This is a genomic window from Pseudoalteromonas sp. DL-6 (assembly GCF_004328665.1).
In the GTDB taxonomy this organism is placed as follows: Bacteria; Pseudomonadota; Gammaproteobacteria; order Enterobacterales; family Alteromonadaceae; genus Pseudoalteromonas.
The window spans coordinates 290,894-317,368 of the sequence record NZ_CP019770.1 but is presented as its reverse complement, the minus strand read 5'-3'; the positions used below and the strand labels follow the sequence as shown (position 1 = coordinate 317,368).

General features: G+C 40.9%; 22 protein-coding genes. 7 read left to right on the top strand and 15 right to left on the bottom strand.

What is annotated here, in order from left to right:
• The first annotated feature begins 124 nt into the window (after positions 1-124).
• Positions 125-649, top strand: coding sequence for a ribosome biogenesis factor YjgA (yjgA, locus tag B1F84_RS01450; protein WP_008465739.1), 525 nt, complete (start codon positions 125-127; stop codon positions 647-649).
• 116 nt (positions 650-765) lie between these two features.
• On the top strand, positions 766-2,139 hold the full coding sequence (gene hemN, locus B1F84_RS01445; protein ID WP_131690355.1) for an oxygen-independent coproporphyrinogen III oxidase: 1,374 nt from the start codon (positions 766-768) through the stop codon (positions 2,137-2,139).
• Positions 2,140-2,197: 58 nt separating this feature from the next.
• On the opposite strand, the gene B1F84_RS01440 is transcribed toward hemN, so the two are convergent.
• The 3 genes from B1F84_RS01440 to B1F84_RS01430 form a co-directional block, all read right to left on the bottom strand.
• On the bottom strand, positions 2,198-2,713 hold the full coding sequence (locus tag B1F84_RS01440) for a DUF2489 domain-containing protein (RefSeq protein ID WP_076918850.1): 516 nt from the start codon (positions 2,711-2,713) through the stop codon (positions 2,198-2,200).
• A gap of 12 nt (positions 2,714-2,725) precedes the next feature.
• The gene (yihI, locus tag B1F84_RS01435) at positions 2,726-3,310 is read right to left on the bottom strand and encodes a Der GTPase-activating protein YihI (protein ID WP_008112715.1); all 585 of its coding nucleotides are present in this window, start codon (positions 3,308-3,310) and stop codon (positions 2,726-2,728) included.
• A 750-nt stretch (positions 3,311-4,060) separates the two neighbouring features.
• A complete protein-coding gene (locus tag B1F84_RS01430; RefSeq protein WP_008112717.1) occupies positions 4,061-4,693 on the bottom strand; it encodes a c-type cytochrome in 633 nt (210 codons plus the stop codon).
• A gap of 281 nt (positions 4,694-4,974) precedes the next feature.
• Between B1F84_RS01430 and yihA the strand changes: the two genes are divergently transcribed.
• Positions 4,975-5,616: a ribosome biogenesis GTP-binding protein YihA/YsxC gene (gene yihA, locus B1F84_RS01425; RefSeq protein WP_008112719.1), complete on the top strand. Its 642-nt coding sequence runs from the start codon at positions 4,975-4,977 to the stop codon at positions 5,614-5,616.
• On the opposite strand, the gene B1F84_RS01420 is transcribed toward yihA, so the two are convergent.
• From B1F84_RS01420 to polA, 3 genes are all read right to left on the bottom strand, one after another.
• Positions 5,617-6,135 (bottom strand): DUF1285 domain-containing protein, encoded by a 519-nt coding sequence (locus B1F84_RS01420; protein ID WP_131690354.1) that lies wholly within the window; start codon positions 6,133-6,135, stop codon positions 5,617-5,619.
• Positions 6,132-6,719 carry a YceI family protein gene (locus B1F84_RS01415; RefSeq protein ID WP_008467909.1) on the bottom strand — a complete coding sequence of 196 codons (588 nt, stop codon included), beginning with the start codon at positions 6,717-6,719 and terminating at the stop codon, positions 6,132-6,134. Before B1F84_RS01415 ends, B1F84_RS01420 begins: the two co-directional genes overlap by 4 nt.
• 494 nt (positions 6,720-7,213) lie before the next feature.
• Positions 7,214-9,949 (bottom strand): DNA polymerase I, encoded by a 2,736-nt coding sequence (gene polA / locus B1F84_RS01410; RefSeq protein WP_131690353.1) that lies wholly within the window; start codon positions 9,947-9,949, stop codon positions 7,214-7,216.
• Between the two features lie 510 nt (positions 9,950-10,459).
• On the opposite strand from polA, the gene elbB reads away from it, so the two are divergent.
• The 3 genes from elbB (at position 10,460) to B1F84_RS01395 (ending at position 14,447) form a co-directional block, all read left to right on the top strand.
• Positions 10,460-11,107, top strand: a complete 648-nt coding sequence (gene elbB, locus B1F84_RS01405; protein WP_205988849.1) for an isoprenoid biosynthesis glyoxalase ElbB — start codon at positions 10,460-10,462, stop codon at positions 11,105-11,107.
• 204 nt (positions 11,108-11,311) lie between these two features.
• A complete protein-coding gene (locus tag B1F84_RS01400) occupies positions 11,312-11,704 on the top strand; it encodes a cytochrome c5 family protein (protein WP_008467917.1) in 393 nt (130 codons plus the stop codon).
• 178 nt (positions 11,705-11,882) lie between these two features.
• A complete protein-coding gene (locus tag B1F84_RS01395) occupies positions 11,883-14,447 on the top strand; it encodes a diguanylate cyclase (RefSeq protein ID WP_131690351.1) in 2,565 nt (854 codons plus the stop codon).
• Between the two features lie 13 nt (positions 14,448-14,460).
• Here B1F84_RS01395 and rep read toward each other — a convergent pair whose 3' ends face one another.
• Positions 14,461-16,479: a DNA helicase Rep gene (gene rep / locus B1F84_RS01390; protein ID WP_076918845.1), complete on the bottom strand. Its 2,019-nt coding sequence runs from the start codon at positions 16,477-16,479 to the stop codon at positions 14,461-14,463.
• A 113-nt stretch (positions 16,480-16,592) separates the two neighbouring features.
• Here rep and B1F84_RS01385 point away from each other — a divergent pair, with 113 nt between their 5' ends.
• Positions 16,593-16,856, top strand: coding sequence for an accessory factor UbiK family protein (locus B1F84_RS01385; RefSeq protein WP_008112735.1), 264 nt, complete (start codon positions 16,593-16,595; stop codon positions 16,854-16,856).
• Between the two features lie 48 nt (positions 16,857-16,904).
• On the opposite strand, the gene B1F84_RS01380 is transcribed toward B1F84_RS01385, so the two are convergent.
• From B1F84_RS01380 to ilvG, 8 genes are all read right to left on the bottom strand, one after another.
• Positions 16,905-17,549, bottom strand: coding sequence for a short chain dehydrogenase (locus B1F84_RS01380; protein ID WP_131690350.1), 645 nt, complete (start codon positions 17,547-17,549; stop codon positions 16,905-16,907).
• A gap of 1 nt (position 17,550) precedes the next feature.
• Positions 17,551-18,216: a carbonate dehydratase gene (gene can, locus B1F84_RS01375; RefSeq protein ID WP_008112739.1), complete on the bottom strand. Its 666-nt coding sequence runs from the start codon at positions 18,214-18,216 to the stop codon at positions 17,551-17,553.
• Between the two features lie 10 nt (positions 18,217-18,226).
• Positions 18,227-19,414 carry a methyltransferase gene (locus tag B1F84_RS01370; RefSeq protein WP_076918842.1) on the bottom strand — a complete coding sequence of 396 codons (1,188 nt, stop codon included), beginning with the start codon at positions 19,412-19,414 and terminating at the stop codon, positions 18,227-18,229.
• A 102-nt stretch (positions 19,415-19,516) separates the two neighbouring features.
• Complete coding sequence (locus tag B1F84_RS01365; RefSeq protein ID WP_131690349.1) at positions 19,517-20,515, bottom strand: ABC transporter substrate-binding protein; 999 nt, start codon at positions 20,513-20,515, stop codon at positions 19,517-19,519.
• Positions 20,516-20,658: 143 nt separating this feature from the next.
• A complete protein-coding gene (ilvA, locus tag B1F84_RS01360; RefSeq protein WP_008112742.1) occupies positions 20,659-22,212 on the bottom strand; it encodes a threonine ammonia-lyase, biosynthetic in 1,554 nt (517 codons plus the stop codon).
• A 2-nt stretch (positions 22,213-22,214) separates the two neighbouring features.
• Positions 22,215-24,071 (bottom strand): dihydroxy-acid dehydratase, encoded by a 1,857-nt coding sequence (gene ilvD, locus B1F84_RS01355; protein ID WP_131691887.1) that lies wholly within the window; start codon positions 24,069-24,071, stop codon positions 22,215-22,217.
• A 101-nt stretch (positions 24,072-24,172) separates the two neighbouring features.
• Positions 24,173-24,415, bottom strand: a complete 243-nt coding sequence (gene ilvM / locus B1F84_RS01350; RefSeq protein WP_076918840.1) for an acetolactate synthase 2 small subunit — start codon at positions 24,413-24,415, stop codon at positions 24,173-24,175.
• Entirely contained in the window at positions 24,412-26,061 is a 1,650-nt protein-coding gene (gene ilvG, locus B1F84_RS01345) for an acetolactate synthase 2 catalytic subunit (RefSeq protein WP_131690348.1), read from the bottom strand. Before ilvG ends, ilvM begins: the two co-directional genes overlap by 4 nt.
• Positions 26,062-26,475: the final 414 nt, after the last annotated feature.

The window sequence follows — 26,475 nt, the reverse complement described above, 5'->3', positions numbered from 1 at the left end:
AGGCCATGTTGCACACATTTTTTATATTTAAATGCTAACACACTCACTGCACCACATCAGCTAATATTAATCACTAAAAGAATCGCGTATAATAGATGAAGTTATTTTTATTTAAGAGCACCCCATGGCGAAGAAAAAAGGCAAGCCTGCTGAAATTGAAGAAGAAATTATATATGTATCAAAAAGTGAACTTAAGCGTGAAGCGCAAGAGTTTCATCAGTTAGGATCTGAAATTGCCAAAATGGGTAAAAAGCAGCGCGAACGCTTGCCGCTCAATGATGACTTAAAAGAAGCAATGGTAGTTGCCGATAAAATTAGTAACAAAAGTGATGCCTACCGCCGCCACTTAAATTACATTGCAAAAACCCTTCGTACCGTAGAAAACATTGAAGAAATTAAAGCGATCATTGATGTAATGCTGAATAAAAATAACCAAGCAGAGGTTATGATCAAAAAAATTGAGCAGCTGCGCAGTGATTTAATTGAGCAAGGCGATGACTTGATCAACGAAACCATTGAACAATACCCTGCCCTAGAGCGCCAAAAAATGCGCCAAATGGTGCGAAATGCGGCTAAAGAAGTAAAAGCAGAAAAACCAGCCAAAGGCTACAAAGAGCTATTTCAGTATTTAAAAGACGCCATTATGTAACGCAGCCGCGTTATATACTAAAAAGGTGCTGCGGCACCTTTTTTTGTTGTAGATCAAAACCTCCTCCCCTTTCCTTTTTTACAATACGCAGCAACTTAAAAGATAAGGTGCGCGTGATGATTAAACTTCCTCAATGGGATCAAACTTTAATAAACAAATACAATGTATCGGGCCCGCGTTACACGTCTTACCCGACAGCACTTTCATTAGCTGACGGCTACCAGCAACAAGATTTGATCAGCGCTATTGAATCATCGCAAACTCGTGCTTTGTCTTTATATATTCACATCCCTTTTTGTAGCCAGCTTTGCTATTACTGTGGCTGTCATAAAGTTATTACTCGCCATCAATCTAAAGCCGATACCTACTTAGATTTTTTAGCTAAAGAAATCGCGGCACAAGCACCACTATTTCAAGATTATCGGGTCGAACAATTACATTTAGGTGGCGGTACTCCAACCTTTTTAACCGCAGCCCAAATGACTCGCTTAGTAAAGCTACTAGAGCAACACTTTAACTTTAGCGATACCTGTGAGCGCGGTATAGAAATAGACCCTCGCTCACTGGCTGACAATATGCTGATTGACTTAAGTGAAATGGGATTTAATCGTGTGTCGTTTGGTATTCAAGACTTTAATGATCAGGTTCAGCTAGCTGTTAACCGCCCTCAACATGTTGATGAGGTAAAGCAGTTAATTACCCAAGCAAAACAATTGGGCTTTAAATCAATTAATGCAGATATGATTTATGGGCTCCCACTGCAAACACCTGAGAGTTTTAAGCAAACTATTGAGCAACTGATTGCGTTAGACCCCGACCGTGTTTCAGTATTTAACTATGCTCATTTACCTGAGCGCTTTGCCGCTCAACGTAAAATAAAAGATGCTGATTTACCTAGTGCCCATAATAAGCTCACTATGTTCAAAAATACCCTAGAGCAAATGACCCAAGCGGGCTATCAGTTTATAGGTATGGACCACTTTGCAAAAGTTGATAATGAATTGGCCATTGCTCAAAATAGCGGCCAACTGCATCGTAACTTTCAAGGTTACACTACCCATGGAGAATGTGATTTACTCGGCTTAGGGGTCTCGTCTATTTCGCAAATAGGTACGGCCATATTACAAAATAAAAAAGAGCTAAAACACTATTACCAAGCAGTCGACGAGCAAGCTGGCAGTGCCATTAATAAAGGGATGCATTTAACACTAGATGACCTTATTCGTGCGGATGCAATTAAGCAGCTTATTTGCCAGTTTGAGCTTGATATGGGCCAATTTGCTAACCAACATAAGATAGACTTTAGCGATTACTTTAAAGATGCCTTAGAGGCGCTAGCACCATTAATTGCCGATGAGATGGTAACAATAGAAGATGACATCATTAAGGTGACGCCAAAAGGGAATTTATTTATTCGTATTATTTGTATGTGTTTTGATGCGCATTTACAAAAACAACTGAATGCGACGCGCTTTTCACGGGTTATATAATTTAAAACTAGCGCGCATAAAAAAAGCAGACCTAGGTCTGCTTTTTTATGCTGTAAAATTAATTAAAAACTACGTTTTCGCTGCCTTGTGCTGCTTTAAACTCAATAATGATTTTTTCACAGTCGGCTTTAATTTCGTCACTCAGTGATTCTTCCGCACGCCAACGAGCGGTATCTTGCTTAAAAATCTCTTTTTTAGCGTATTTTTTTCGCGAATCGTGAGTTGGCATTTCTTTAACCACGTCGTACATTTTATAAATGCCTGGGTACGCAGTTGTTAAGTCGCGCTCAGTATCAAAACTATATTGCGACATCAGCACCCAAATACGTAAACAGCCCTCAGAGTAATCACACTGCTTTTCGTTCATCGCACGTGCAATTAAATGAATACTATCGGCTAGCTTTGCATTACGTTTTAAACGCGACTGCTTAAGCTTTTGCTGTTGCTCTGCCTGCTGTTTGCTAATTAGCTTTTTTTGCACATTTAGCTTGTAGAGCAACTGACCCGCATAAAATGCTAAGCCCGCTATAATAGCAGCACCTACAACTAAGGCTAAGATCACTGCTGTACTCATTATGTATCCTTATTACTTATCTTCGTCGTCATCTAGCCATTCATTAGCTAGATCGTTTGATAGGTATTGATCAAAATCTGAATTGCTTTCTTCATCACTGAAGTCATCTTCAAACTCTTCTTCATCTTCAATGCCTAATAACTTACACAGTACTTGGTGACGCGCTATACGGCTATTAAAGTATTTTGCATCTTTACCCGTTAGCATTTCACCTTGCTCATGACGCTCAACTAATTTAAGCAAGCGCTCATCGTTTTCAAGCGCTTCTAGCTCTTGCTCAGGCGTTAACTCAGGCTCAATCGCCTTTTTAAGCTCTGCTACAGGTTTAAGATTACGTTTCATTTCGACTTTTGGTTCAGCGGCTGGGGCAACTAATGGTACTGCTTTTTTACTACCAACACGCTTGTCTTTAGCAGCCGAACCTGTTTTTTGAGTGTCATTACTCAATGCATCAGGTGCATTACGTGAACCTGGCTTAGCGCCTTTGGTTTTCTTTACACGTTGCTCTTTCAATGCGCGCATCTCTTTAAGCTTATCTTGGCTTAAACGAACTGGCCCATTTGATGGAATTTTACGTGACTTTTTCTTTCTACTCATATCTTGATCGTCTCACTTAAGAGGTTTTGAGCGAGGCGCAACTCAATGGGCATCGCGATGCTGGCCTAGCCAGAAGAATTCGGTTTGCGTTTTAGAGGTTGGGCTTCTCTATATACGCCAAAGCATATTTAGATGCTTTTTTTAAACGGGAGGTATTGTAACAGGACAAATAAAAAGGCGGTAGAGAAAACATCTCTACCGCCTGCTAATCTGAGCGCCATTATATGGACACTTCTCCCTTCGACTTTTTAGTCTTTATTATTTTTATTATTATTTATCTATCCGTATTTTTATTATTTATCTTCCGTGTAGCATTCCATTTTGTTTTTATTATTAAACTTCCATGCGTTTTTTTATTATTTTCGGTCTTTCCTGACACTTTATTGTTATTTCCTTTAGTAGCACTCTCAATGTGCTATTTAGTCGTGCCGCGCTACTATCCTTATAACGTTTTCCTATTTGTTATTGTTGTTGCGACAGGGGTTAATTTACTCGTTAATAATTTTGTTACAACTAATTTATATCTTTTTTCTTAAGCTAAACATAAGGAAAAAGGCTAAAATATATAAATTACAGCAGGTTAACTTAAATAAAAAAAATAAAATGAGACTTTTCTTACACCAAAGCATGGTCAATGTCTTACAAGTGAGGGGGCTTTATCGGTCATAGCAGAAACAAAAAAAGCAGCTAAAGCTGCTTTTTTTCTAATTAACATTGTATTATGTTAACAATATCTAAATAAATACGACTTTAGTGTAGACCACCAAGGTATTTAGATAATGTTTCAATGTCTTTATCAGTTAGTTTCTTAGCAATGTCTTGCATAACACCGTTTAGGTCGTTATTACGAGTACCATCTCTGAACTGTTCAAGTTGTGACTTGATGTATTCTGGATGTTGAAAAGAAATTTTTGGGAATTTAGCTAATGAAGATCCATTACCACGTGGACCATGACAAGCCGCACATGATGGAATTCCGCGTTCAGCGTCACCCGCTTTGTACAACATAGCGCCTGTTTCTTGAACATCTTTAGGTGTAGCACCTTCAGACATATTCAAAGAAGCAAAGTAAGCAGATAAGTCTTTCATATCTTGATCGCTCAATGGCATTGCCATACCGCTCATTACTGGATTCATACGACCTTCTTTACCGCCTGAGGTCATACCTAATTTAAATTCAGTAAGTTGCTTGTATATGTAATCTGCGTGTTGGCCTGCAATTTTTGGGTAGATGTTAACCGGCGCATTACCGTCTGGGCCGTGACAAGCCGCACACGTTGCTGATTTTTCTTTACCTGCGTTTACATCGCCATCAAATGCTGTTGCGTTGCTTGCTGACAACGCACCAAGCAATATAGTTAAAGATAGTGCTATTTTTTTCATGGTGAATTCTCTGTTTCCGACCCTGTATCATCTACAATATGGATGTTGTGATTTTTATATTCTACACGATATTAAATTCTCTGGCACGTTTTCTACACACATTAAACCTATAAATTATAGGGTTTTGAGTAAAATTAATCGCCAAGCCAGTTAAAATGTACCATCAGCAATGATTTTACATGCTCAAATACACTTTTTAATAGCTACTTTATAGTATAAAATACGCGCCAAGGGTGAATTTGGTTTACCCAATGTTATTTTTTTAAGTTTTAGGAGAGCCTGTGCTCAAATCTCGTATCAAGTATAACACTGCGTCTTTTGTTACAAGCGCGCCAGACATCACTAAATTACCTGCTGATACGGGAATTGAAGTCGCGTTTGCCGGTCGCTCTAATGCAGGTAAGTCAAGTGCGCTTAATGCTCTAACCGATCAAAAATTGGCCCGCACTAGTAAAACACCGGGTCGTACTCAGCTGATCAACACGTTTGAACTTGCCGATGTAGATGACATGCGCCTAATTGACTTACCAGGTTATGGCTTTGCCAAAGTGCCTATTGAAATGAAAAAGAAATGGCAAAAATCGTTAGGCGAATACCTACAAAAGCGTCAAAGCTTAAAAGGCATTGTGGTATTAATGGATATTCGTCACCCATTGAAAGATTTAGACCGCGATTTAATTAATTGGGCTGTAGGTAGTGAAATTCCAGTATTAGCATTATTAACTAAAGCTGATAAGTTAAAGCAAGGTCCACGTAAATCACAGGTACTTAGTGTTCGTCGTGAATTGAGTGAATTAGATGGCGATATAACAGTTCATGCCTTTTCATCGCTTAAAGGCACTGGTTTACCAGAAGTCGCTAAAAAGTTAGATGAGTGGTACTTAGGCCCTATCGTAGCAATTCCACCCGCCGACGCAGAGTAATTACCCTAAATAAAACCGCTCATTCGCGGAAGTAATAAAATAGCCGAGCTCATCTGCTTCGGCTATTTCAGCCCACTGATAAAACACATTTCTGGCAATTCGTGCAAAACAGCCATGGGGTAATTGCATATAAGGCACTGCGCCGCCTTTGTAGTCATTGATATAAAGTGGTTCTGCATGACTTAATAACCAGGTACGTTGTAGGTTATCAATACAACAAATAACATCGCCGTCAGATGTCGACTCACGATGCCAACTTACAATAATAAATGGCGCATCCTTAACCTCAATCGCAATTTTCTCTACTGGCGTTTTTAAATAAAACTGCCCATCTTCGCGACACAACACACTAGCAAACAGCTTTACCATAGCCTGGCGGGTAATTTCACTACCCGCATAAAACCATTTGCCTTGCTCATCAACCAACAGTGGCAATTGCCCGCAATGAGCAGGCTGCCATTGTTCAAAAGGTTTGCTTGGCTCGCTTAGTTGCTTGCTAAGTTCGTTAAGTGAAATCACTGTTTTTTAAAGGTCAGTGCAAACGTAACCGGTACTGCAGTGGCAATAGAAGGTAAGCCGGCTAATTTTTGTAACTGCATTATCCCTTCGGTGACTTTAAAGTCATCGCTATTAATAATAATAGGAGTGAATGATGCTACGCTTAAATCACCGTTTGCCGCACTACTAACAAGTACATCAACTGCAAGTGGCTTTTTATGACCGTGAAAGTCTAGCTCGGCGCTAACACCTTTTAATACGTACTGCCCAGGCTGCTTAATAAGTGACACTTTATCAGATAAGTCAGCGGTTAATACTGCATTTGCAAAAGTGTCAGATTCAAACAAAATCTTGCTGAGGCGCTCGTTACGAATAGGAATAAACGTTTCAGCTGAGGTTAAATCAACGTTTACGCTAAACTGGCCTTGTTCACTCAGTTGGCCTGTTAACTGAGTAAAATGGCTTGCCTCAGCAATGCTATTTTTTTTAATTGAGACAAAACTTAATTGGCTTTTGTCGTTGAGTAGCTGCCAGTTTGCCGATGCAACACTTGAAACTAGTAAACATGATAAAGATAAACCTGCTATGGCTAACGTTTTAAACATAATGCACTCCTAAAATAAAAGATTTATACCCGAAAAAATAATACTTTGATCAGTCAAATTGAAAATCACTAGTACGCTGAGGTAAAAAGAAAACGCCCAGTAAACTGATGGTATCACTTGAAATGCTAAGTGCAATTAGAGAATAAATTTAACGCTTTGGAGTAAAGCTAAAAAAACGGCCCATCAAATATATGATAGGCCGATATAGCAAACTGGGGAGAAGCTATCAATACGTTGCATCTTACGATGCATCATCAACAGGATGTCCTACAGGATGAGGACGGGCGGCACTTTACCAAAAGCAAGCGTAAAAATACAAGCATATTATCGATATTCGAAGCGAATTGACGAACCTCTAACGATTTAATACAAACTGCTGTTTAATTTAACTTTTTTTTAACCTGCAAGCTAAAAGAAAGCGCCTATTGGCGCTTTTAAATAATTCTTTTTAACTGTTGTGTTTACCTAAGACAAGGCATCCTTGGCATACTAAATTAGTGCGCTTGTTCCCAGTTATCACCTTCGTCAGCTTCAACTATAAGTGGTACATCTAGCTGTGCCGCTTGTGACATCAGCTCACAAATTTGCTGAGTGTATTGCTCAGTGCACTCTGTTTTAATCTCAAATACCAATTCATCGTGTACCTGCATAAGTAGCTTAACCGTATTAGGCGCTTGCTGGTTAACCCATGCATGTACTGTTAACATGGCTTTTTTAATAATATCGGCAGCAGTGCCTTGCATAGGGGCATTAATTGCTGCGCGCTCAGCGCCTTTGCGGCGTGCTCCATTGCGGGCATTTATTTCTGGTAAATGTAAGCGGCGGCCAAAAATAGTTTCTACGTAACCATTTTCTGCTGCTTTTTCACGGGTCGTTTCCATGTATTCTAAAACACCTGGGAAACGCTCAAAATATTTATCAATATAATGCTGCGCTTCATGGCGTGGTACATCAAGTTGACGTGCCAAACCAAATGCCGACATGCCATAAATTAAGCCAAAGTTAACGGCTTTAGCTTTACGGCGCATATCAGATGTAACCTCTTCAAGCTCAACTCCAAATACCTCAGCAGCTGTAGCGCTATGCACATCTAAGCCATTTGCAAAGGCGTTGAGCAACCCTTTATCTTGTGAAAGATGCGCCATAATACGCAGCTCTATTTGGCTGTAATCGGCCGCCACAATTTTATATCCATCAGCAGCAATAAAGGCTTCACGAATACGGCGCCCTTCTTCTGAACGAATAGGAATATTTTGTAGGTTAGGATCGCTTGAACTTAATCGACCCGTTGCTGTTACCGCTTGATGATAAGAAGTATGCACACGCTTGGTTTGCTCATTCACGATCAGTGGCAATTTATCTGTGTAAGTTGATTTAAGCTTAGATAAACCGCGATGCTCAATAATCACTTTAGGCAATGGGTAATCGTGTGCTAATTCTTGCAGTACTTCTTCTGCTGTAGAAGGCGCGCCTTTGGGTGTTTTTTTGATAACGGGCAATTCTAGTTTTTCAAATAACAGTACTTGTAATTGCTTTGGCGAGCTTAAGTTAAACGGTTCGCCTGCGATTTCAAACGCTTCTTTTTCAAGCTCAAGTAATCGTTCACCTAAACGTTGGCTATGTGCTGCTAACATATTACTGTCAATCGCTACACCGGTGCGCTCAATGTCAGAAATAACGCTTACTAGTGGCATTTCTATATTTTCAAACACCGATTTAATCTTTTCATCCGCTTCAAGTTTCGGCCATAGTACTTGGTGTAAACGCAAAGTAATATCGGCATCTTCTGCGGCATAAGGCGCCGCTTTTTCAAGTTCGATTTGATTGAACGTGAGCTGCTTTTTACCTTTACCAGCAATGTCTTCAAAGCTAATATTTTTGTGGCCTAAATATTTAAGTGCTAATGAGTCCATATCATGACGAGTACCTACGCTGTTAAAAACATAAGACTCCAACATAGTATCAAACTTAATACCATTTAATTCATAGCCAGCATTGGCAAGCACACTTTTATCATATTTTAAATTTTGACCAACTTTAGCTTTATTTTCATCTGCTAATATAGGCCCTAACTTTTGCATCACAAATTCAAGGCTAAGCTGCTCAGGTGCGCCTGGGTAATCGTGTGCAATTGGTAAGTAGGCAGCTTCCCCAGCTTTTACTGCGAAACTCATCCCTACCAATTGCGCTTTCATATACTCTAGGCTGGTTGTTTCAGTATCAAAAGCAAATAGCTCAGCTTCATTGAGCTGCTCTATCAATGCATCAAATTGTGCTTGCGTTAAAATCGTTTCATAGTGCGCATCTTCAACTTTTGGCAACTCATTCTCTTGGGTTGGGACCGCTAAATGTGTGTCAGCATCTTTTGGATTGTCTAGTAATTCAGCTAACCAGCGACGGAATTCACACTCACCGTATAAGGCAATTAATTCGTCTTTATTCGGTGTTTGCAATTTAAAAGTATCAAGATCAGATTCAACCTCCACATCACACTTAATAGTGGCAAGTTCATAGCTTAATGGTAAATGATCAATCGCTTTTGCAAGCTTTTCACCTATTTTACCTTTGATATCAGCAGCATTATCAATTACGCCTTGAAGCGATCCGTACTTTTGTAACCATTTAACCGCAGTTTTAGGCCCGCACCCTTCAACACCAGGAATATTATCTACTTTATCGCCCATTAAGGCTAAATAATCGATAATAAGCTCAGGTCCAACACCAAACTTTTCAACCACAGTGTCGGGATCTGAAATACTGTCGGTCATGGTATTGATCAAAGTAACATGCTCATTAACCAACTGCGCCATATCTTTATCGCCAGTTGATACTAATACATGGCGTTGTTGCTCAGAAGCAATGCGCGCAAATGTACCAATCACGTCATCGGCTTCTACACCTTCAATACTAATTAATGGAAAGCCCATCGCTTTAATAATGCTATGTAGCGGCGCTATTTGGGTACGCAGATCATCAGGCATTGGCGGACGATTCGCTTTATACTCGCTGTACATGTCATTTCTAAAAGTTTTACCTTTGGCATCAAACACCACCACCATATGTGAGGGATCGTATTGTTTGATCAAACTTTTCAACATGTTTACCACGCCATAAATGGCGCCAGTGGCTTCACCTTTAGAATTAGTTAAATGAGGTGGAGAATGATAAGCACGAAACAAATATGAAGAGCCATCAACAAGAATAAGCGGGTTTTCGGGGATCTGAGCCATGGTAAAATTGGATCCTAAATACAAAAAAGTAATATAAGTATAAGCATGCCATAAGGCAGTAAATAAAACGACTGTGAATTAATGTGATTAAGGGCGCTACATTTTTAGCAACTTGTGGATAACTATGTAGATAACACCCACAAACTATCCATCCGAAACATAGCAAAATGCTTAGATTAGTTTGTAATTTATTGTTTTGTTTAAAAAAAGATAATTCGAGGTTCTTTTTTATTATTTTTTTATCAATGTGGAAAAGGCATTTAAACCGTTACTGGTGTTGTAACCCACTTTGATTATTTACGTCCATTTAAATAACTGGATGAGCATTCTAGCATAATGGATCAAAGATCATAGCGATCCTTTATAATTTTTTTTACCCTTACTAGTTATCAAATGGCATATAGCGCATAACAACTTACTTTGCGGCTAAAAAACCAGCAAATAAATTTTTAAATCGACTGATTCGTCGTGTTAAACTTTATTAAAGTGACTTCTATGGAGCAAAATAATATGAAAAATGTAGCGGTAATTTTAGCGGGTTGTGGCGTATTTGATGGCAGTGAAATTAATGAAGTAGTATTGACTTTATTACACATTGAAAAAAATAATGCTCAGTATCAGTGTTTTGCACCCGATATTACGCAGCACCATACCCTTAATCACATTACTGGTGAGGAAATGGCAGAGCCGCGTAATGTATTAGTAGAATCGGCTCGTATTACCCGTGGTAACATTAAATCACTAACAGAATTAGACGTTACACAATTTGACGCTTTAATTATCCCTGGCGGCTTTGGTGTAGCTAAAAACTTATCTGACTTTGCTATTAATGGCACTAACGCAAAAGTAAATGACGAGGTACTCAGCGCTTGTAAAGCATTTGCAAAAGCAAACAAAGCCACCGGCTATATGTGTATTGCACCCGCTTTATTACCATTCATTTATAATAAACCACAAATCACTATTGGTAATGATAGCGACACAGCCGATGTTTTAACTTCATTAGGCGCTGAGCATATTGAGTGTAAAGTGGATGATATTGTTATTGATAAAAACAATAAGCTAGTTACAACGCCTGCTTATATGTTGGCACAATCAATTATGGATGCCGATGTAGGAATCGAAAAACTAGTACGTAACGTATTGGTTATGAGTTAGTCGTAAGGGTTCTGATCGCATTTATATGCCTAATGATCCCGTTTTATCTTGGTAATTTATTGAGTTAGGACAATCATTAGTCGTATTTATAAATAAAATCGACTCTGAGCATTTTATAAATCACTGAGTGGAGTTATAATTGTTCTAAATTCCGTCATTTAAAATCGTGATTGATCACGTTCAAATTGAAGTGGGCAAGGCAAAATGAAAAAACTATCAGCTGCAGCATTACTTGTGCTAGCAACCACCGCATACGCACAGCCATATGATAACTCTATGACTGAAGATGCAATTAAAAAACGTTTAGCGCCTATTGGTGCTGTTTACCTTGAAGGTGAGAAAGTAGCGGTTGCTGCACCTACGGGTCCTCGTTCAGGCGAGCAAGTATATCAAGCAGCCTGTTTTGCTTGTCATGGCACTGGTGCTTTAGGCGCTCCTAAATCAGCTGACGATTGGGCACCGCGCCTTGCTAAAGGTAGTGACACCTTATTAGACCATGCGATCAATGGTTTTAATGCAATGCCACCGCGTGGTACGTGTATGGATTGTTCTGATGATGAAATAAGCGCAGCAATCGACTTTATGACTGCTAACTAAAATTAGCTAGCGCAAAAAGTTTTAAATAAAAGGCTTACTCTTTAGTAAGCCTTTTTTGTTCCTAATTCCCGACTTTTCGCTGCACAATTAAGAAAAATATCTACTTGACGCAAAATGTTAAAAGTGGAACTATAATGATTAATAACTATACAAAACAATTATAACTGGTTAAACATCATTGGAAGATAAACTCACTGTACCTAATAGCGTAGTGCGCCAAAATAAACGACTAAAAGCACTATTAAAAAAGTACAAACATGCCTACCACCTCCACAATGCTCTGATACAATTATCAGAGCAGGCAAGTACTGTTGCCGAATTAACCTTACTCTACCCTGCTATTCATGACATTTTACAAAAGTATGTTCCGAGTAAAAGCTTTTATGTGGTACTGGTTGACCCCCAATCGCAACAGTTGGAATTGTCTTATTTCTCTGATGAAAAAGATGGTATTGCGGTGGCACTTAATCGAGATAATAATTTTGAAGAAGGCGCAACGGGTTATGTCTTCAAGCAAGGGAAAACCACTTACTTTACCAAACAGCAAATGCATGATGCTGCCCAACAAGGCTTATTTAGAGCATTAGGTACACCTGCAGAACATTGGGTAGGCGTCCCCGTTTACCAAGAAAAAAACATAATTGGCGTGTTAGCCGCGCAAAGTTACGACACACAACAAGGTTATAGTTCGCAACAAATCAACCTGCTTGAAGCCATGTCACTCTATTTAGCCACCGCAATTGAACGGGTTAAAAAACGAGAGTTACTCGAATCAGAAGTAAAACTAAGAACCCGGGCATTAACGCAAAGTAATGACGCATTAAACATTGAAATACAACAGCGAAAAAGTGCCCTGCAACGCCAGCAGATATTATTTAAAATTTCAGAGCTAACAACTCAAGCTAAAAACTTAGATGATGCTTATTTTCAAATACACGAAATAATAAAAACCATTACTTACGCGAAAAACCTTTATATTGCCTTCTATGATAAAGAATCGGGTTGGATCAGCTTTCCTTACAGTGTTGATGAATTTCAAGGCAGCACCCAACCAAGGCGTTTTGCAAAGGGTTATAGCGAACTGGTGATCAGCACCGAAGAAACACAAATAATTCACCCGCAAAGAGCGCAAGAGTTATTAAATAGCGGCATTGTAGAGCGTGAGAAACCAATTGATGAATCGAAGAGAGCCACCAGCTGGCTAGGTGCCCCGCTAAAAACCTCGCAAGGGGTTATAGGTTTAATTGTTTGCCAGGCTTATAATAATGAACACCTTTTCACACACGATGATGCAGAACTGATCACCTTTGTATCGCATCAAATTGCCACGGTGTTACAAACAAAATTAGCTTCACAGGCGCTAAAAAAGAGCCACCAAGAGCTTGCTTCACGGGTTGATGAAAAAACTAAAGAATTAAGCCAAGCAAATTTACATTTGCAAATGCAAATTGATGAGCGTAAAAAAATAGAACAACAGCTTTATCACGATGCTCATCACGACTCACTAACTGGCTTACCAAATCGGAATTTATTTTTAACTCAATTAGAAAAAACCCTACAGTATTATCAACGCCACAGCGATGAACACTTTGCAGTGCTGTTTATTGATCTTGATAAGTTTAAAGATATTAATGATCAACTCGGGCATCATGCCGGTGATGAGTTTTTAATTAGTGTTAGCAAATTATTCTCACAATGTATTCGTGAACATGACTTATTAGCGCGTTTAGGCGGAGATGAGTTTGTAGTATTACTGACCCACCTGACTGAGCCAAACCAGGCAGAAGATGTTGCCAATCGCATAATTAAAATTATGCAAAAGCCATTTTGTACTAAAGGTGTGTGTGTACAAAGTGGTGCCAGTATTGGGATTACCTACTCAAAGCAAAGCTATAAACATACCGATGAAATCATTCGCGACGCCGATGCAGCTATGTATTATGCTAAGAATTCAGGAAAAAACCGCTTCGAGTTATTTCACCCACTGCTCACTGAGCCTATGTTGCAACACGAGTCACAAACATTGCATCATCTTGATGTATTACCTATGACGTTTCGTAGTTCAGATATTATCACCTTAGATGAGCATTATCAGTGTGCATCGTTATTTGAGGCTTTTGGTGAACACCCAGTCCTTGGCTTTACCAGCTTTGATATTTTAAAGAAGTTTGCTAATGATAAAGAGCAACATGCCAAAGTTGAACTACAACTCATTCAACAAGCTTATAAACAAGCACAACATGCAGAAATAGCCGTTGCGCTATTGCCTTGCTCAAGCTTACTGTTAGAAGAGCATGAGTTTTCTTTACTAAAAGCGACACTAAAACAGTCGGTAAACAGTGACCAGCTTTGCTTATTATTTGATGAGCAAGAGTTGCGTTATGCCAGTTCGCTGCAATTAGAAAACTTAAAACAACTTAAAAAGAACGGTTACTCGATTGGCTTGAACAATTTCGCAAAAGACAAATGCGAGCTTAATTTGCTGACTGAGATAGAGTGTGATTATTTACTGCTTAGCTCCACCTTTAGTAAGCGAATATTACAGCAAGAATGCTACGATTTGCAGTTGCAGGGGGTGCTTGCTATTACTAAGCTTAAACGTATCAAAGTAATAGCTAAAGGCCCGTCAATATTAAACTTTAGAGCCCTTTTAGATAAACACGGTCTAAACCTATTTGTTGCTAAACAGCACCCACTAACTAGCGCTATGTCAGCCACACTTAAAAATTCAGAATTAAAATAACACTAAACATATATTATTGCGGCTTTTTCAGCATCGCTCTTAAGTTGGCAACCCGCGCTTGGCCTTTTTCCATACGCTCAGCTTGGGTGTTAGGCGCTTTTTTGTTTTCAAAGGCTAAGTCATCTTGCGGTAACTCTTGCACAAACCGGCTGAGCTCTGTTTGCGATGTTTCACCAAACTGACGACGGATTTTAGCATAGGTTAAGGTGAGCTCTTGTTGCGCGCGGGTGATTCCTACATACGCAAGGCGGCGTTCTTCATCAACATTATCTTCGTCAATGCTTACTTGGTGTGGTAACAATCCTTCTTCCATACCCACCATAAATACATAGGGATACTCGAGCCCTTTTGAGGCATGCAAAGTTAGTAATTGTACCGCATCAGCTTCATCTTCTTCTTCGTTACGCTCAAGCATATCGCGCAGGGTCAACTTACTAACCACTTCAGCCAGTGTCATTGGCGGATTATCGGCATCACCTGTTAACATGTCTGTTATCCAACGATACAGCTCCGAGACATTTTTCATCCGCATTTCGGCGGCTTTGGCACTTGGCGATGATTCATACAAGTAAGCCTCGTAATTAATATTACGCACTAAATCTTTAACCGCCTCCAGTGTATCACTGCGCACTGCGTTATCTGAAAGCTCAACCACCCACCTAGCAAACCCTGATAATGCATTTAAACCACGGCCTTTTAATCTATACCCTAAGTCGTTATCAAAGCAGGTCGCAAACAAGCTTTGGTGTTTTTCATTAGCTAAGGTGCCAAGCTTTTCAAGCGTGACCGTACCTATTTCACGACGTGGCGTATTCACAATTCTTAAAAAAGCATTGTCATCATCTTGATTCACCAATAGACGCAAGTAAGCCATGATATCTTTAATTTCAGAACGTGAAAAAAACGACATCCCGCCACTAATTTTATACGGGATACGGTTACTCATTAACGACTTTTCAAAACCACGCGCTTGGTGGTTACCTCGGTACAAAATAGCGTAATCTTTATAGCTGGTACGTTTCATAAATTTATGAGAAATAATCTCTGCAACCACACGTTCTGATTCATGTTCTTCATCGCGACAACCAATGACTTTAATTTGCTCACCATAGCCCAACTCACTAAACAGCTTCTTTTCAAACTCATGGGGGTTATTTGCAATTAAGATATTGGCTGCTTTAAGAATGCGCCCAGCACTACGGTAGTTTTGTTCTAGTTTTATTAATCGAAGCCCAGGGTAATCTTTACTTAATAACACCAAGTTTTGTGGACGAGCACCACGCCAAGAGTAAATTGACTGATCGTCGTCTCCCACCACAGTAAAGCGTGCTCGTTCGCCTACTAGTAATTTCACTAATTGATATTGGCTGGTATTGGTATCTTGATATTCATCTACTAATAAATAGCGAAAACGCTGTTGCCAACGCTCACGTGATGTAGCATTACTGCTTAAAAGCAGTGTGGGGATCATAATTAAATCATCAAAATCCAGCGCGTTATACGCTCTTAATTGATTTTGATAGCGCGCATAAAGCTGCGCAAATAAAGACTTTTGTGCATCGCGTGCTTCACCAATAGCTCGCTCTGGTAAAATGAGTTCATTCTTCCAGCTACCAATTTGCATTTTTAGCAGGTTCAATAGGTCTTTATCTTTTTTAAGCTCGTCTTCGGTTAAATCAGCAAGTAATTGATTCGTATCTTGGTCGTCAAACAGCGAAAAACCAGGCTTAAAACCCAGTGTTTTTAACTCTTTTTTGATGATTTCAAGCCCAAGCGTATGAAAGGTAGACACCCATAAGCCTTTAGACTCTTGTTTGCCTAAGGTTTGCAAAACCCGCTCGCGCATTTCTTTAGCCGCTTTATTGGTAAAGGTAACCGCCGCAATATTACGCGCTTGATACTCACATTTCTGTACTAAGTACGCAATTTTGTTGGTGATAACTCGTGTTTTACCCGAGCCTGCGCCGGCTAATACTAAGCAAGGACCACTAATGTACTTTACCGCTTCATCTTGTTTAGGATTGAGTTTCATAACGACCAGCTGATTGCAAAAAGACGGGCAATTTTAACGTAATCACTACAATACGCCTAGCCAATAAGGTAATATTAGTTATTATCATTTTAGGCAACAGGCAAGGGACGACTATGATTAACCCAGCAAAACTTGAAGAAATTGCGAAACAGATCACTAATAACATGCCACAAGGCGTAAAAAACCTGGCTGACACACTTGAAGGTAAAACCAAGCAAGTGTTACAAAATAAGCTTGCCGAAATGGACTTTGTAAGCCGTGAAGAGTTTGATATTCAAAGCCAAGTGCTGATCCGCACCCGTGAAAAGCTAACTGAATTAGAAGCAAAAGTAGCGATACTTGAACAGCAATTATCAGCAAAAACAGACGCTGAATAATAAATATAACGCCATAGACGAACCTGCTTTATGGCGCTAATCACTCAGTTATTCAAATAGCTCGTCCAGCACATAGTAACCCGTTGCTTGTTGCTGCTCTATGCTTACCCTCAGCAATTTATTAGCTACTTGCTCACCGGTAATGGGTCTATACCGTTTGAGGATGCCAAAACGCGTCAGCAGTGGAAGTACCACCTCACCGAGCTTTTCTGCAATTCTAAGCTCTGAACGCTCGCCGACTAATAAAGACGGTTGCAAAATACTCAAGCGTGCAAAGCCAAGCTGCTTTACCTGCTGCTCAAGCTCCCCTTTTATTTTTAGGTAACGGCTCATACTATGTGCATTTGCGCCACTTGACGATACCAAACAATAATGCGGAACAGCGTTATTGGCCGCCATTTGCGCGCAAATAAATTGGTATTCAAAATCAACTTTACGTTGTGCAGCCACACTACCCGCTTGCTTTAATGTGGTCCCTAAGCAAGAAAAGAACACGTCACCTTTGAACAATTCAACATAATGCGTCAAACTTTCAAAATCAATAACATGGCTAATTAATTTAGGGTGGGAAAAGTCTAATTGGCGGCGCGATAAACTCACTACCTTTGAATAGCAAGGAGATGCTAACAGCTGCTGTAATAACTGGCTGCCAACTAAGCCGGTACTGCCGATTATTAGCGCCGTTTTAGCCATATTAAAGGTGACTGTCCGCAGATTTATTTAGTACATGGTGTACTGCTTTTTTATAGCTTTCACACTCTTCTTCGGCACAACTAACTACCGATTCTAAGTCATGCAAATGACCATTTTCTAAGCCATATACCCAACCATGCACCGTGAGTTCCTGGCCTCTTAACCATGCATCTTGAACAATGCTGGTTCGTGATACGTTACGCACTTGCTCAATCACATTGAGTTCTATTAAACGATCCAGGCGTTGTTTTTCTGGCAGAGCATTAAGTTGCTCTAGGTGTTTTTCTTTTACATCACCAACGTGGCGAAGCCAGTTATCAATAAAGCCAAAGCGGTCCTCATTTAGTACCGCTTGCACGCCACCGCAACCGTAGTGGCCAACTACCATAATATGCTTTACTTTTAATACTTCGACCGCGTACTGCATAACCGATAAACAATTATGATCGGTGTGAACGACTACGTTGGCAACATTACGGTGCACAAACAGCTCACCCGGCAGTAAATCAACAATTTGATTAGCTGGCACCCGTGAGTCAGAGCAACCAATCCATAAGTATTCTGGGTTTTGTTGCATCGATAAAATTTTAAAAAATTCAGGGTTCGCTTCGCTCGTTCTTGATGCCCAGCGTTTATTATTTTCTAGTAAGTTATTTAAATTTCTCATTACATCTCTTTTAGGTCGAGGGCGTTTTTAAACTGGCTAAAATTAAAATATTACGGGGTGTTAATTGCTTCTCACAAAATGTATTAACACTGACGTCATAGCCTTGCTGCTGCAAATATAAAGCACGATCGAGCACAAGCCAAACTTCTATTGCTCTTCTAAACACATGTCGAACCAGTTCAACTCGCTCTGTTACTTTTTTTCGCGCCTGCCCAATCAATAAAAACTTATTGTAATCAATATCTTTTGGTAGCTTTAAAGCTTTTTTATCAGCTGCCCAGTTACAAAACGCTGCAAACGAATCTGAAAATATCGCTTTATTTACTGAAGGAACGCTGACATACACTGACTCACCAGTAAGTGACTTTCTTAAGGCATCAAATCCAAGTCGCCACTCCACTTCTGTTTTTCGCACTTTACCTACTCGCGAAGGAGCTGTAACCGTTTCTTGCAGGGCGAGCTTTAAATCTCTGTGGGTTAAATTAAGCCTGCTTTGCTGAGCGTACTCGCTCATCACTTGGTAATTATTATCAGTAAATAAATGATAGCAACAAGGTGAAAAGCTAATTTGTGGTACTTTTGCCGCACTAGCTTGATGCATAAAAGTTTGGTGTAACGCGCCGCAGGCATGTAAAGCGACGGCATGAGTGTGTGGGTTGAAAAAATCCTGAGTATTATCTTTGAGGACATCGGCTTGGCTAAATTGCATTGCCAGTCCCTGCTGCTGAGCACTTTTTTGCCCTTGTTCACACAAATGAGATTGTAGCTCAACGCTGTGGACACTTTGCGCACCATTAAAAGCTAACATTCGTCCTAAATGGCCTTTACCTGCACACCACTCCAATACAGGCTGGCTACTAGCGGGTAATGCGCCAACAAAGTCTTGTAACTGAGTAAACTTTCGACCTTTAATACCATTACTGATCCAAAACGGGTATTCCTTTCGACTGTTGGGAATGGCAGGTAATGACACTAATCGGCTAAGTTGCTCAACAGCGGGAATATAAGATGAAAAAAACTGATAAAGCTGCTCTTGATCAGAGTCTAACTCGGCAACTGCCTGGTCAGACAAAGCGCTTAAGGGTGCATGTAATTCAGGCCAAGGTAAGACGTCAAAATCAAACGCAGTACACTGCCAATACGAGCGGGTATTCATTAGCAACGAGTCGAGGGCAGAAAATTGCTCAGTTAAGGTCATAACAGCTTAGGATATAAAAAAGACGCTTAATTATACCAGCACAATAGCGCCTAATTAAGTGGTTATTTTTTTAACCTCACAGAGCAAGGGAGTTGCTTAACCTTATACCCGCTTTTGTTTAGCCGATTTAAGTATTAAACGTAAATAGAGGGGGATAGAAATAATGCTTATTATAATAGCCGCAATCAGCATCCAAGAAAGCTGCAGCGTTTCTTGTTTTTTATATTTATAAATAAAATCAGCTTTTACTTCATCAAACTTTGTTTGATCAACCTCATATAAATCAGCAATTAAACGCCATTTGGCCATCGACATATTACCCACATTAGTACTCGGTGGAGCAATATAGTCTTTCAGTACCTCTGCCTCATATGCCAGTTGATGGAAGCTGCGATCAGGCGCATAAAACTGCTGGGTAATAGCAATGGCTTCATCCATATTCATTACCGCGTAGCGCCACCCTTTTAAACTCGCTTGATAAAACTTTTCTACTGTATCGGGATGGTACTTAATCATATTGTCGCTGGTAAATAAAATATCCGCGTATACATCCATGCCATAACGTTGTGGACATATAAGTCGATGAGCAACCCCTTGCTGATCCATATGATAAGGTAGGTCGGTAACATACACTTCTATGGCATCTAGTTTATTTTCCATCCATGCTTGTTGTAATTCATCGCCTTTGTAAACAGCCAGTTTTTCGGTATCAATACCACTGCGCTTAAGCATAGTTAGTAACTCAGAATTGCTCTCTTTGCTGACTTCACTTACACGCTTGTTAATAAAATCACGGGCATGAAAAATATCTGAGCTTTCTTTTACCATCCAACAGTAAGGAGAAAACTGTAATATGGCAGCCATGGCTACAAAGGGTTCACCGGCAATACGTCGCTCTAATATACCTGAATGCGCTACACCAAATTGCGCCTCGCCTCGCTCTACCGCACCAAAACTGTTTGGCCGTTTTGGATCGGCTGGAACTATATTGACGTCTAAACCGACCTCATCATAAAAGCCTTTTTGCTCGGCCATATAATAGCCGGCGAATTGAAATTGGTGAGTCCACTTTAACTGCAGCGTCACTGACTCCTGTGCCATTAGCTGACTACAAAACAAGCTGGCGCTAATTATTATTCCTTTAAGTAGCAAAGAAGGCTTCCAAAAACATGATAATTAATTATAACTATATGTAAAACAGCTAATAAAGCAAGCATCTAGATGAGATGCCTGCTTTGAATAAATTATGCTAGCGCGAGCTTTTCAAGTTTTTCTGCTTGAGGTTGGGTAGTTAAAAACTGAGTAAAACAAGGGTTGTGAGTTTCATCTTGAACACTGTAACCAAGCCGATTTAAGTGCTCATTAAACATCTCATACTGGCTTGGTTCAATCGCAAAACCTGCCAATACATTACCCGTTGACCCACCATGATTACGATAGTGAAATAAAGTAATATTCCAGTTACTACCCAGCGTATCTAAAAAGCGCGCTAATGCGCCCGGGTACTCAGGAAACTCAAACCGCAGTAAGCGTTCATGTAACTGCTCTGGGGCTTTACCACCAACCATATAGCGTACATGTAGCTTTGCTAATTCGTTATCTGACAAATCGCAAAAGGTATATTTGTTATCTGTTAGACTTTGTTTAAGCTCTTCAAGTTCTGCTAACCCTTGACGCAGTGCAATACCAACAAAAATTTGCGCCTCGCCAGGCCCCGCATAACGATAGTTAAACTCGGTAATAGCACGCCCACCTAAAGATGCACAAAACTGTTTAAAACTACCGCGCTTTTCATCAATGGTCACTGCCAATAAAGCTTCGTTTTTCTCACCCAGCGCAGTGCGCTCAGCCACATAACGTAAGCGGTCAAAATTTAAGTTAGCTCCTGATAAAATAGCAGCTAAATTCAACCCTTTTAATCCTGATTGTTGGCTCCATTTTTTAAGCCCTGCAGTTGCAAGCGCCCCTGAAGGCTCAGCAATAGCACGGGTTGATACAAAAATATCTTGCATGGCTGCACATATTTCATCGTCTGATACGGTGACTACTTCGTCACAAAACTTTTGCGCCAGTCTGAATGTTTCACTACCAATTATTTTTACGGCAACACCATCGGCAAAACTGCCAACGCGATCGAGCTCTACCGGCTCGCCTGCTGCTAAAGCAGCTTTTAAGCAGGCGCTTTCATTCGCCTCGACCCCTATTACTTTGATATCGGGCCGGAGCGATTTAATGTATACCGCCATACCTGCCAGCAAGCCGCCGCCGCCAACAGGAATAAACACCACATCTAAATCGTTAAGCTGTTGCATTAATTCACGGGCAACCGTACCTTGACCAACAATCACATCAGGGTCATCAAATGGCGGCACAAATACGCCGTTTCGCTGCTCAGTTAATTCCAGCGCATACGCTTTTGCGGCATCAAATTGATGGCCATGCAATACGACTTCCCCACCCAATGCTCTTACCGCATTAACCTTTATTTCAGGTGTGGTCACGGGCATAACAATGGTGGCTTTATGTCCTAAGTATGAGGCACTTAGTGCAACACCCTGAGCATGGTTACCTGCAGATGCGGTGATCACAACCGAGCCTTTTGGCAGCTTATTTAATTTATTAAAAGCGCCGCGTAATTTAAACGAGTACACGGGCTGCTGATCTTCACGTTTTAACCAAACATGATTACCTAATCGTGCACTCAATTCGGCCATTTCACTTACCTCAGTCACCTTGGCTAAAGGCTCCATATTGGCTTGGATAATCGCGCGAAAATAATCGAGTTCTTGAGAAACCATAACTAGCTAAGCTCCTCCAGTTTGGCTAAATCGCGAACCGCACCTTTATCGGCACTAGTTGCAAGTAGCGCATACGCTTTAAGCGCAGATGATACATAACGATCGCGATTAAGCGGTTTATACGCTTGTTTACCACGAGCCAGTTGTTTTTGCTTGCGAGCTTCAAGCTCTTCATCGCTTAACGCCAGCGTAATTTCTCGGGTGGCAATATCGATGATAATTTTATCGCCGTTTTCAACATAAGCAATTGCGCCACAGCTGGCAGCTTCTGGCGATACATGCCCAATCGATAAACCCGACGTGCCACCTGAAAAACGCCCATCAGTAATTAATGCACACTGCTCTGCCAAACCTTTTGATTTTAAATAGCTAGTTGGGTATAGCATTTCTTGCATACCAGGGCCGCCTTTAGGCCCTTCGTAGCGAATAACCACCACATCGCCGGCTTTTACCTCGCCATTTAAAATCCCTTCTACAGAATCATCTTGTGACTCATACACAACCGCAGTACCTTCAAAGTGCAGCATTTCATCGACAACCCCCGCACTTTTAACAATACAGCCATCAACCGCTAAGTTACCGGCAAGTACCGCCAGGCCGCCATCTTGACGAAATGCATGTTCAACACTGCGGATACAGCCGTTTTCACGGTCGTTGTCACCTTCATCCCAACGGCAATCTTGGCTCATTGCTTTGGTAGTTCGAATACCTGCAGGGCCAGCACGGTAAAACTTTTGCGCGGCTTCGTTGTTCGGATCAGTTGCATCCCATTTTTTAACCAGCTCACCCATTGTCATACCAGCAACATGGTTAACCGATAAATCAACCAGTCCTGCTTTTCCAAGCTCGCGTACTATGGCCATCATGCCACCAGCGCGGTGTACATCTTCAATGTGGTATTGCGCGGTAGCTGGAGCAACTTTACATAAAAACGGGGTTTTACGTGAAAGCTCATCAATGTGTGACATATCAAAATCAACACCGGCTTCTTGTGCTGCTGCGAGTAAATGCAATACCGTATTTGATGAACCGCCCATAGCAATATCAACCACCATAGAGTTCATAAATGCGGTTTTATTAGCAATGGCACGAGGCAGTACGTCTTGGTTATCTTTTTGGTAATACTCGCGGCATAAATCAACAATGCGGGCGCCTGCTTCAACATACAGTTGTTTGCGGTCTTTATGGGTCGCAAGCGTGGTCCCGTTACCTGGCAGCGCAAGGCCAATTGCTTCTAATAAACAGTTCATAGAGTTGGCGGTAAACATCCCTGAACACGACCCACAAGTAGGACATGCAGAGCGTTCAACCTGCTCTGAGTCGGCATCACTTACCGATTCATCAGCACCTTTAACCATAGCATCAACCAAATCGAGCTTAATATCGATATTCGCTAATTTAGTTTTACCCGCTTCCATTGGGCCGCCCGATACAAAAATAACCGGAATATTTAAACGCAGTGCGGCTAACATCATCCCAGGGGTTATTTTGTCGCAGTTAGAAATACAAATCATCGCATCGGCACAATGGCCGTTCACCATGTACTCTACCGAGTCGGCAATTAAATCGCGCGATGGCAGTGAATAAAGCATACCGCCGTGACCCATGGCAATACCGTCATCGATAGCAATGGTATTAAATTCTTTTGGTACACCACCGGCCTGAGTAATGGTTTCAGCCATCAGTTCACTAAGCTGATTAAGATGCACATGCCCCGGTACAAATTGCGTAAATGAGTTTACAACAGCAATAATTGGCTTACCAAAGTCGGTATCTGTCATGCCTGTTGCACGCCATAATGCTCTTGCGCCTGCGCGTTTACGCCCTTCAGTGGTGGTTGCACTTCTTAATTTAGCCATAGTTACCTCAGTGTTTGCCGCAATTAATGCGGGCATTCCTCATTCTAAAGATTGATGAATAACCAAATAGTCAGTTACTCGTAAAATTCGTTAAATTTATTTTATACAGCCTGTTGCTGTAAGTTTTGTAGCGTCACATGTTTCACATCAACCAATTTATTTAACTGGCTGGTAAGCAAGTAAATTGGTTTATCACTATCAACCGTCATCGCCATATTATATTGACCATCGTCCATATTGAGCTGTAAGTGAGTTAAATCAAAACCACGATGACGCACGACACGTAAAAAGCGCTCGATTGCGACACTTTGACTTTTTAAGGCAATAGTTAAGTTGTGTTTCATTGTGCTTTCTCCGTCATCATTTCATCGTTGGCAGCCCCAGGTGGAACAAGTGGCCATACGTTTTCTTTATCATCGATACAAGCATGAACAATATAAGGCCCATCACTCTTTAATAAGGCCGTAATTGCATCATCTACTTGGTTAGCGTGGGTAATAGTTTGTCCAGGAATACCAAACACAGCAGCAAGTTGGACAAAATCAGGGTTGTCTGACAAGTTAGTTTCGCTGTAACGCCCTTCAAAAAATAGCTCCTGCCATTGACGCACCATGCCCAAGCGTTGGTTATCAAGTATTAGTATTTTTACTGGTAAATTATTACGACGAATAGTGGCAAGCTCTTGAATGTTCATCATGATTGAACCATCACCTGAAACGGTGATCACAAAGTCATCTTTACGCGCGATTTGTGCACCTATGGCGGCAGGTAAACCAAACCCCATAGTGCCTGCACCACCACTGCTTAAGTGGTTACAAGGGTGGCTAAACTTCATGTGCTGGGCGACCCACATTTGGTGCTGGCCTACATCACAGCACACCACACTAGTGCTTGGCATACGCAGGCTAAGTTGATTAAGTAGGTAAGGGGCAAATACTTTTTCACCAGGGTAGTCGTAGCGCCACGCGTGTTTAACCTTCATTTGTTTACTATGATCGCACCACGCTTTTGGTGTAACCACGCACTCAAGGGCGGGAAGCGACGTTTTTAAATCAGCAATTAATGACGCTTTTGCGGGTTTACGTTTTCCTACCTCGGCTGCATCTATGTCTAAATGAATCACGTTTGCTTTTGCTGCAAACTTAGCTAAATTGCCCGTTACACGGTCATCAAAGCGTGCGCCAATACACACTAATACATCACATTCTTGCACCGCAAAATTAGCTGCTTGACCGCCATGCATGCCTAACATACCTAAATCATATTCGTAATCAGGTAACACACTGCCTAATGCTTTAAGGGTTGAAACCGCAGGCATTTGCGTTTTATTTAAAAACTGCATTAACTGCGCTTGTGCTCCAGCAGCATGGACCCCGCCACCAACATAAGCAACAGGCTGTTTTGCTTCACTGAGTAATTGGTTGGCAATAGCGACTTGATTTAAGTCTAGTTGGGGCAAGTATTCATCTGCCGCTAACCAAGGTTTAAAAGGCACCTGCGCCATTTGAATGTCTTTGGGGATATCAACCAAAACAGGGCCTGGTCGACCGCTTTGCGCTAAATGCATCGCCTCTTGTAATATTTCGGCTAAATCTTCTGCTCGCTCAACCATATAACTGTGTTTAGTACATGAAAGCGACATACCCAACACGTCTATTTCTTGAAAGGCATCAGAGCCAATCGCCGCTGTCGGTACTTGTCCGGTGATGGCAAGTAAAGGCACTGAGTCCATCATGGCATCAGCCAACGCGGTAATTAAGTTAGTAGCCCCCGGACCAGATGTTGCTAAACATACACCTAAACGGCCAGTACTGCGTGCATAGCCCACCGCAGCAAATCCTGCGCCTTGTTCATGGCGAGTGAGGTAATGTTTTACAGGCGCACCATACAGCGCATCGTAAATGGGCATAATAGCACCACCTGGGTAGCCAAATACTTCATCTACGCCGTGTTTGGCGAGTAAATCAATTGTTAGTTCTGCGCCTGTCATTAGTAAATCCTCATTCCTGTGTGACAACCCGTTAAAATTTAATCTTAAAACTAAAAAGCCCCCCGGACGGTTAAGTGCGGAGGGCTTTTCAATGCTTAGTTTTTTAAAGCACTACGAAGCCCTCGCGGGAATAATCACCACGATAATAATCAGGACTAGGTTTAGTGCGTTGTTAAGCATAAAATTTAATACCATTTAATATTCTGTAATCACGAAACACGTGTTTCGCTGTCTTTTTATATTAGTACCGCGCTCAGGGCACTAAGTCAACACCAAATTCAATCCAAAATAATTATAAAAACACGCCAACTTAGGTTTTAAAATCCAATTTATAACATTCAAGTGAATTTTTTATCCCTTCATTTCAGTTAAGGAAATTCACTATTCTTATAATGGTGAATTATGGTTTGATTA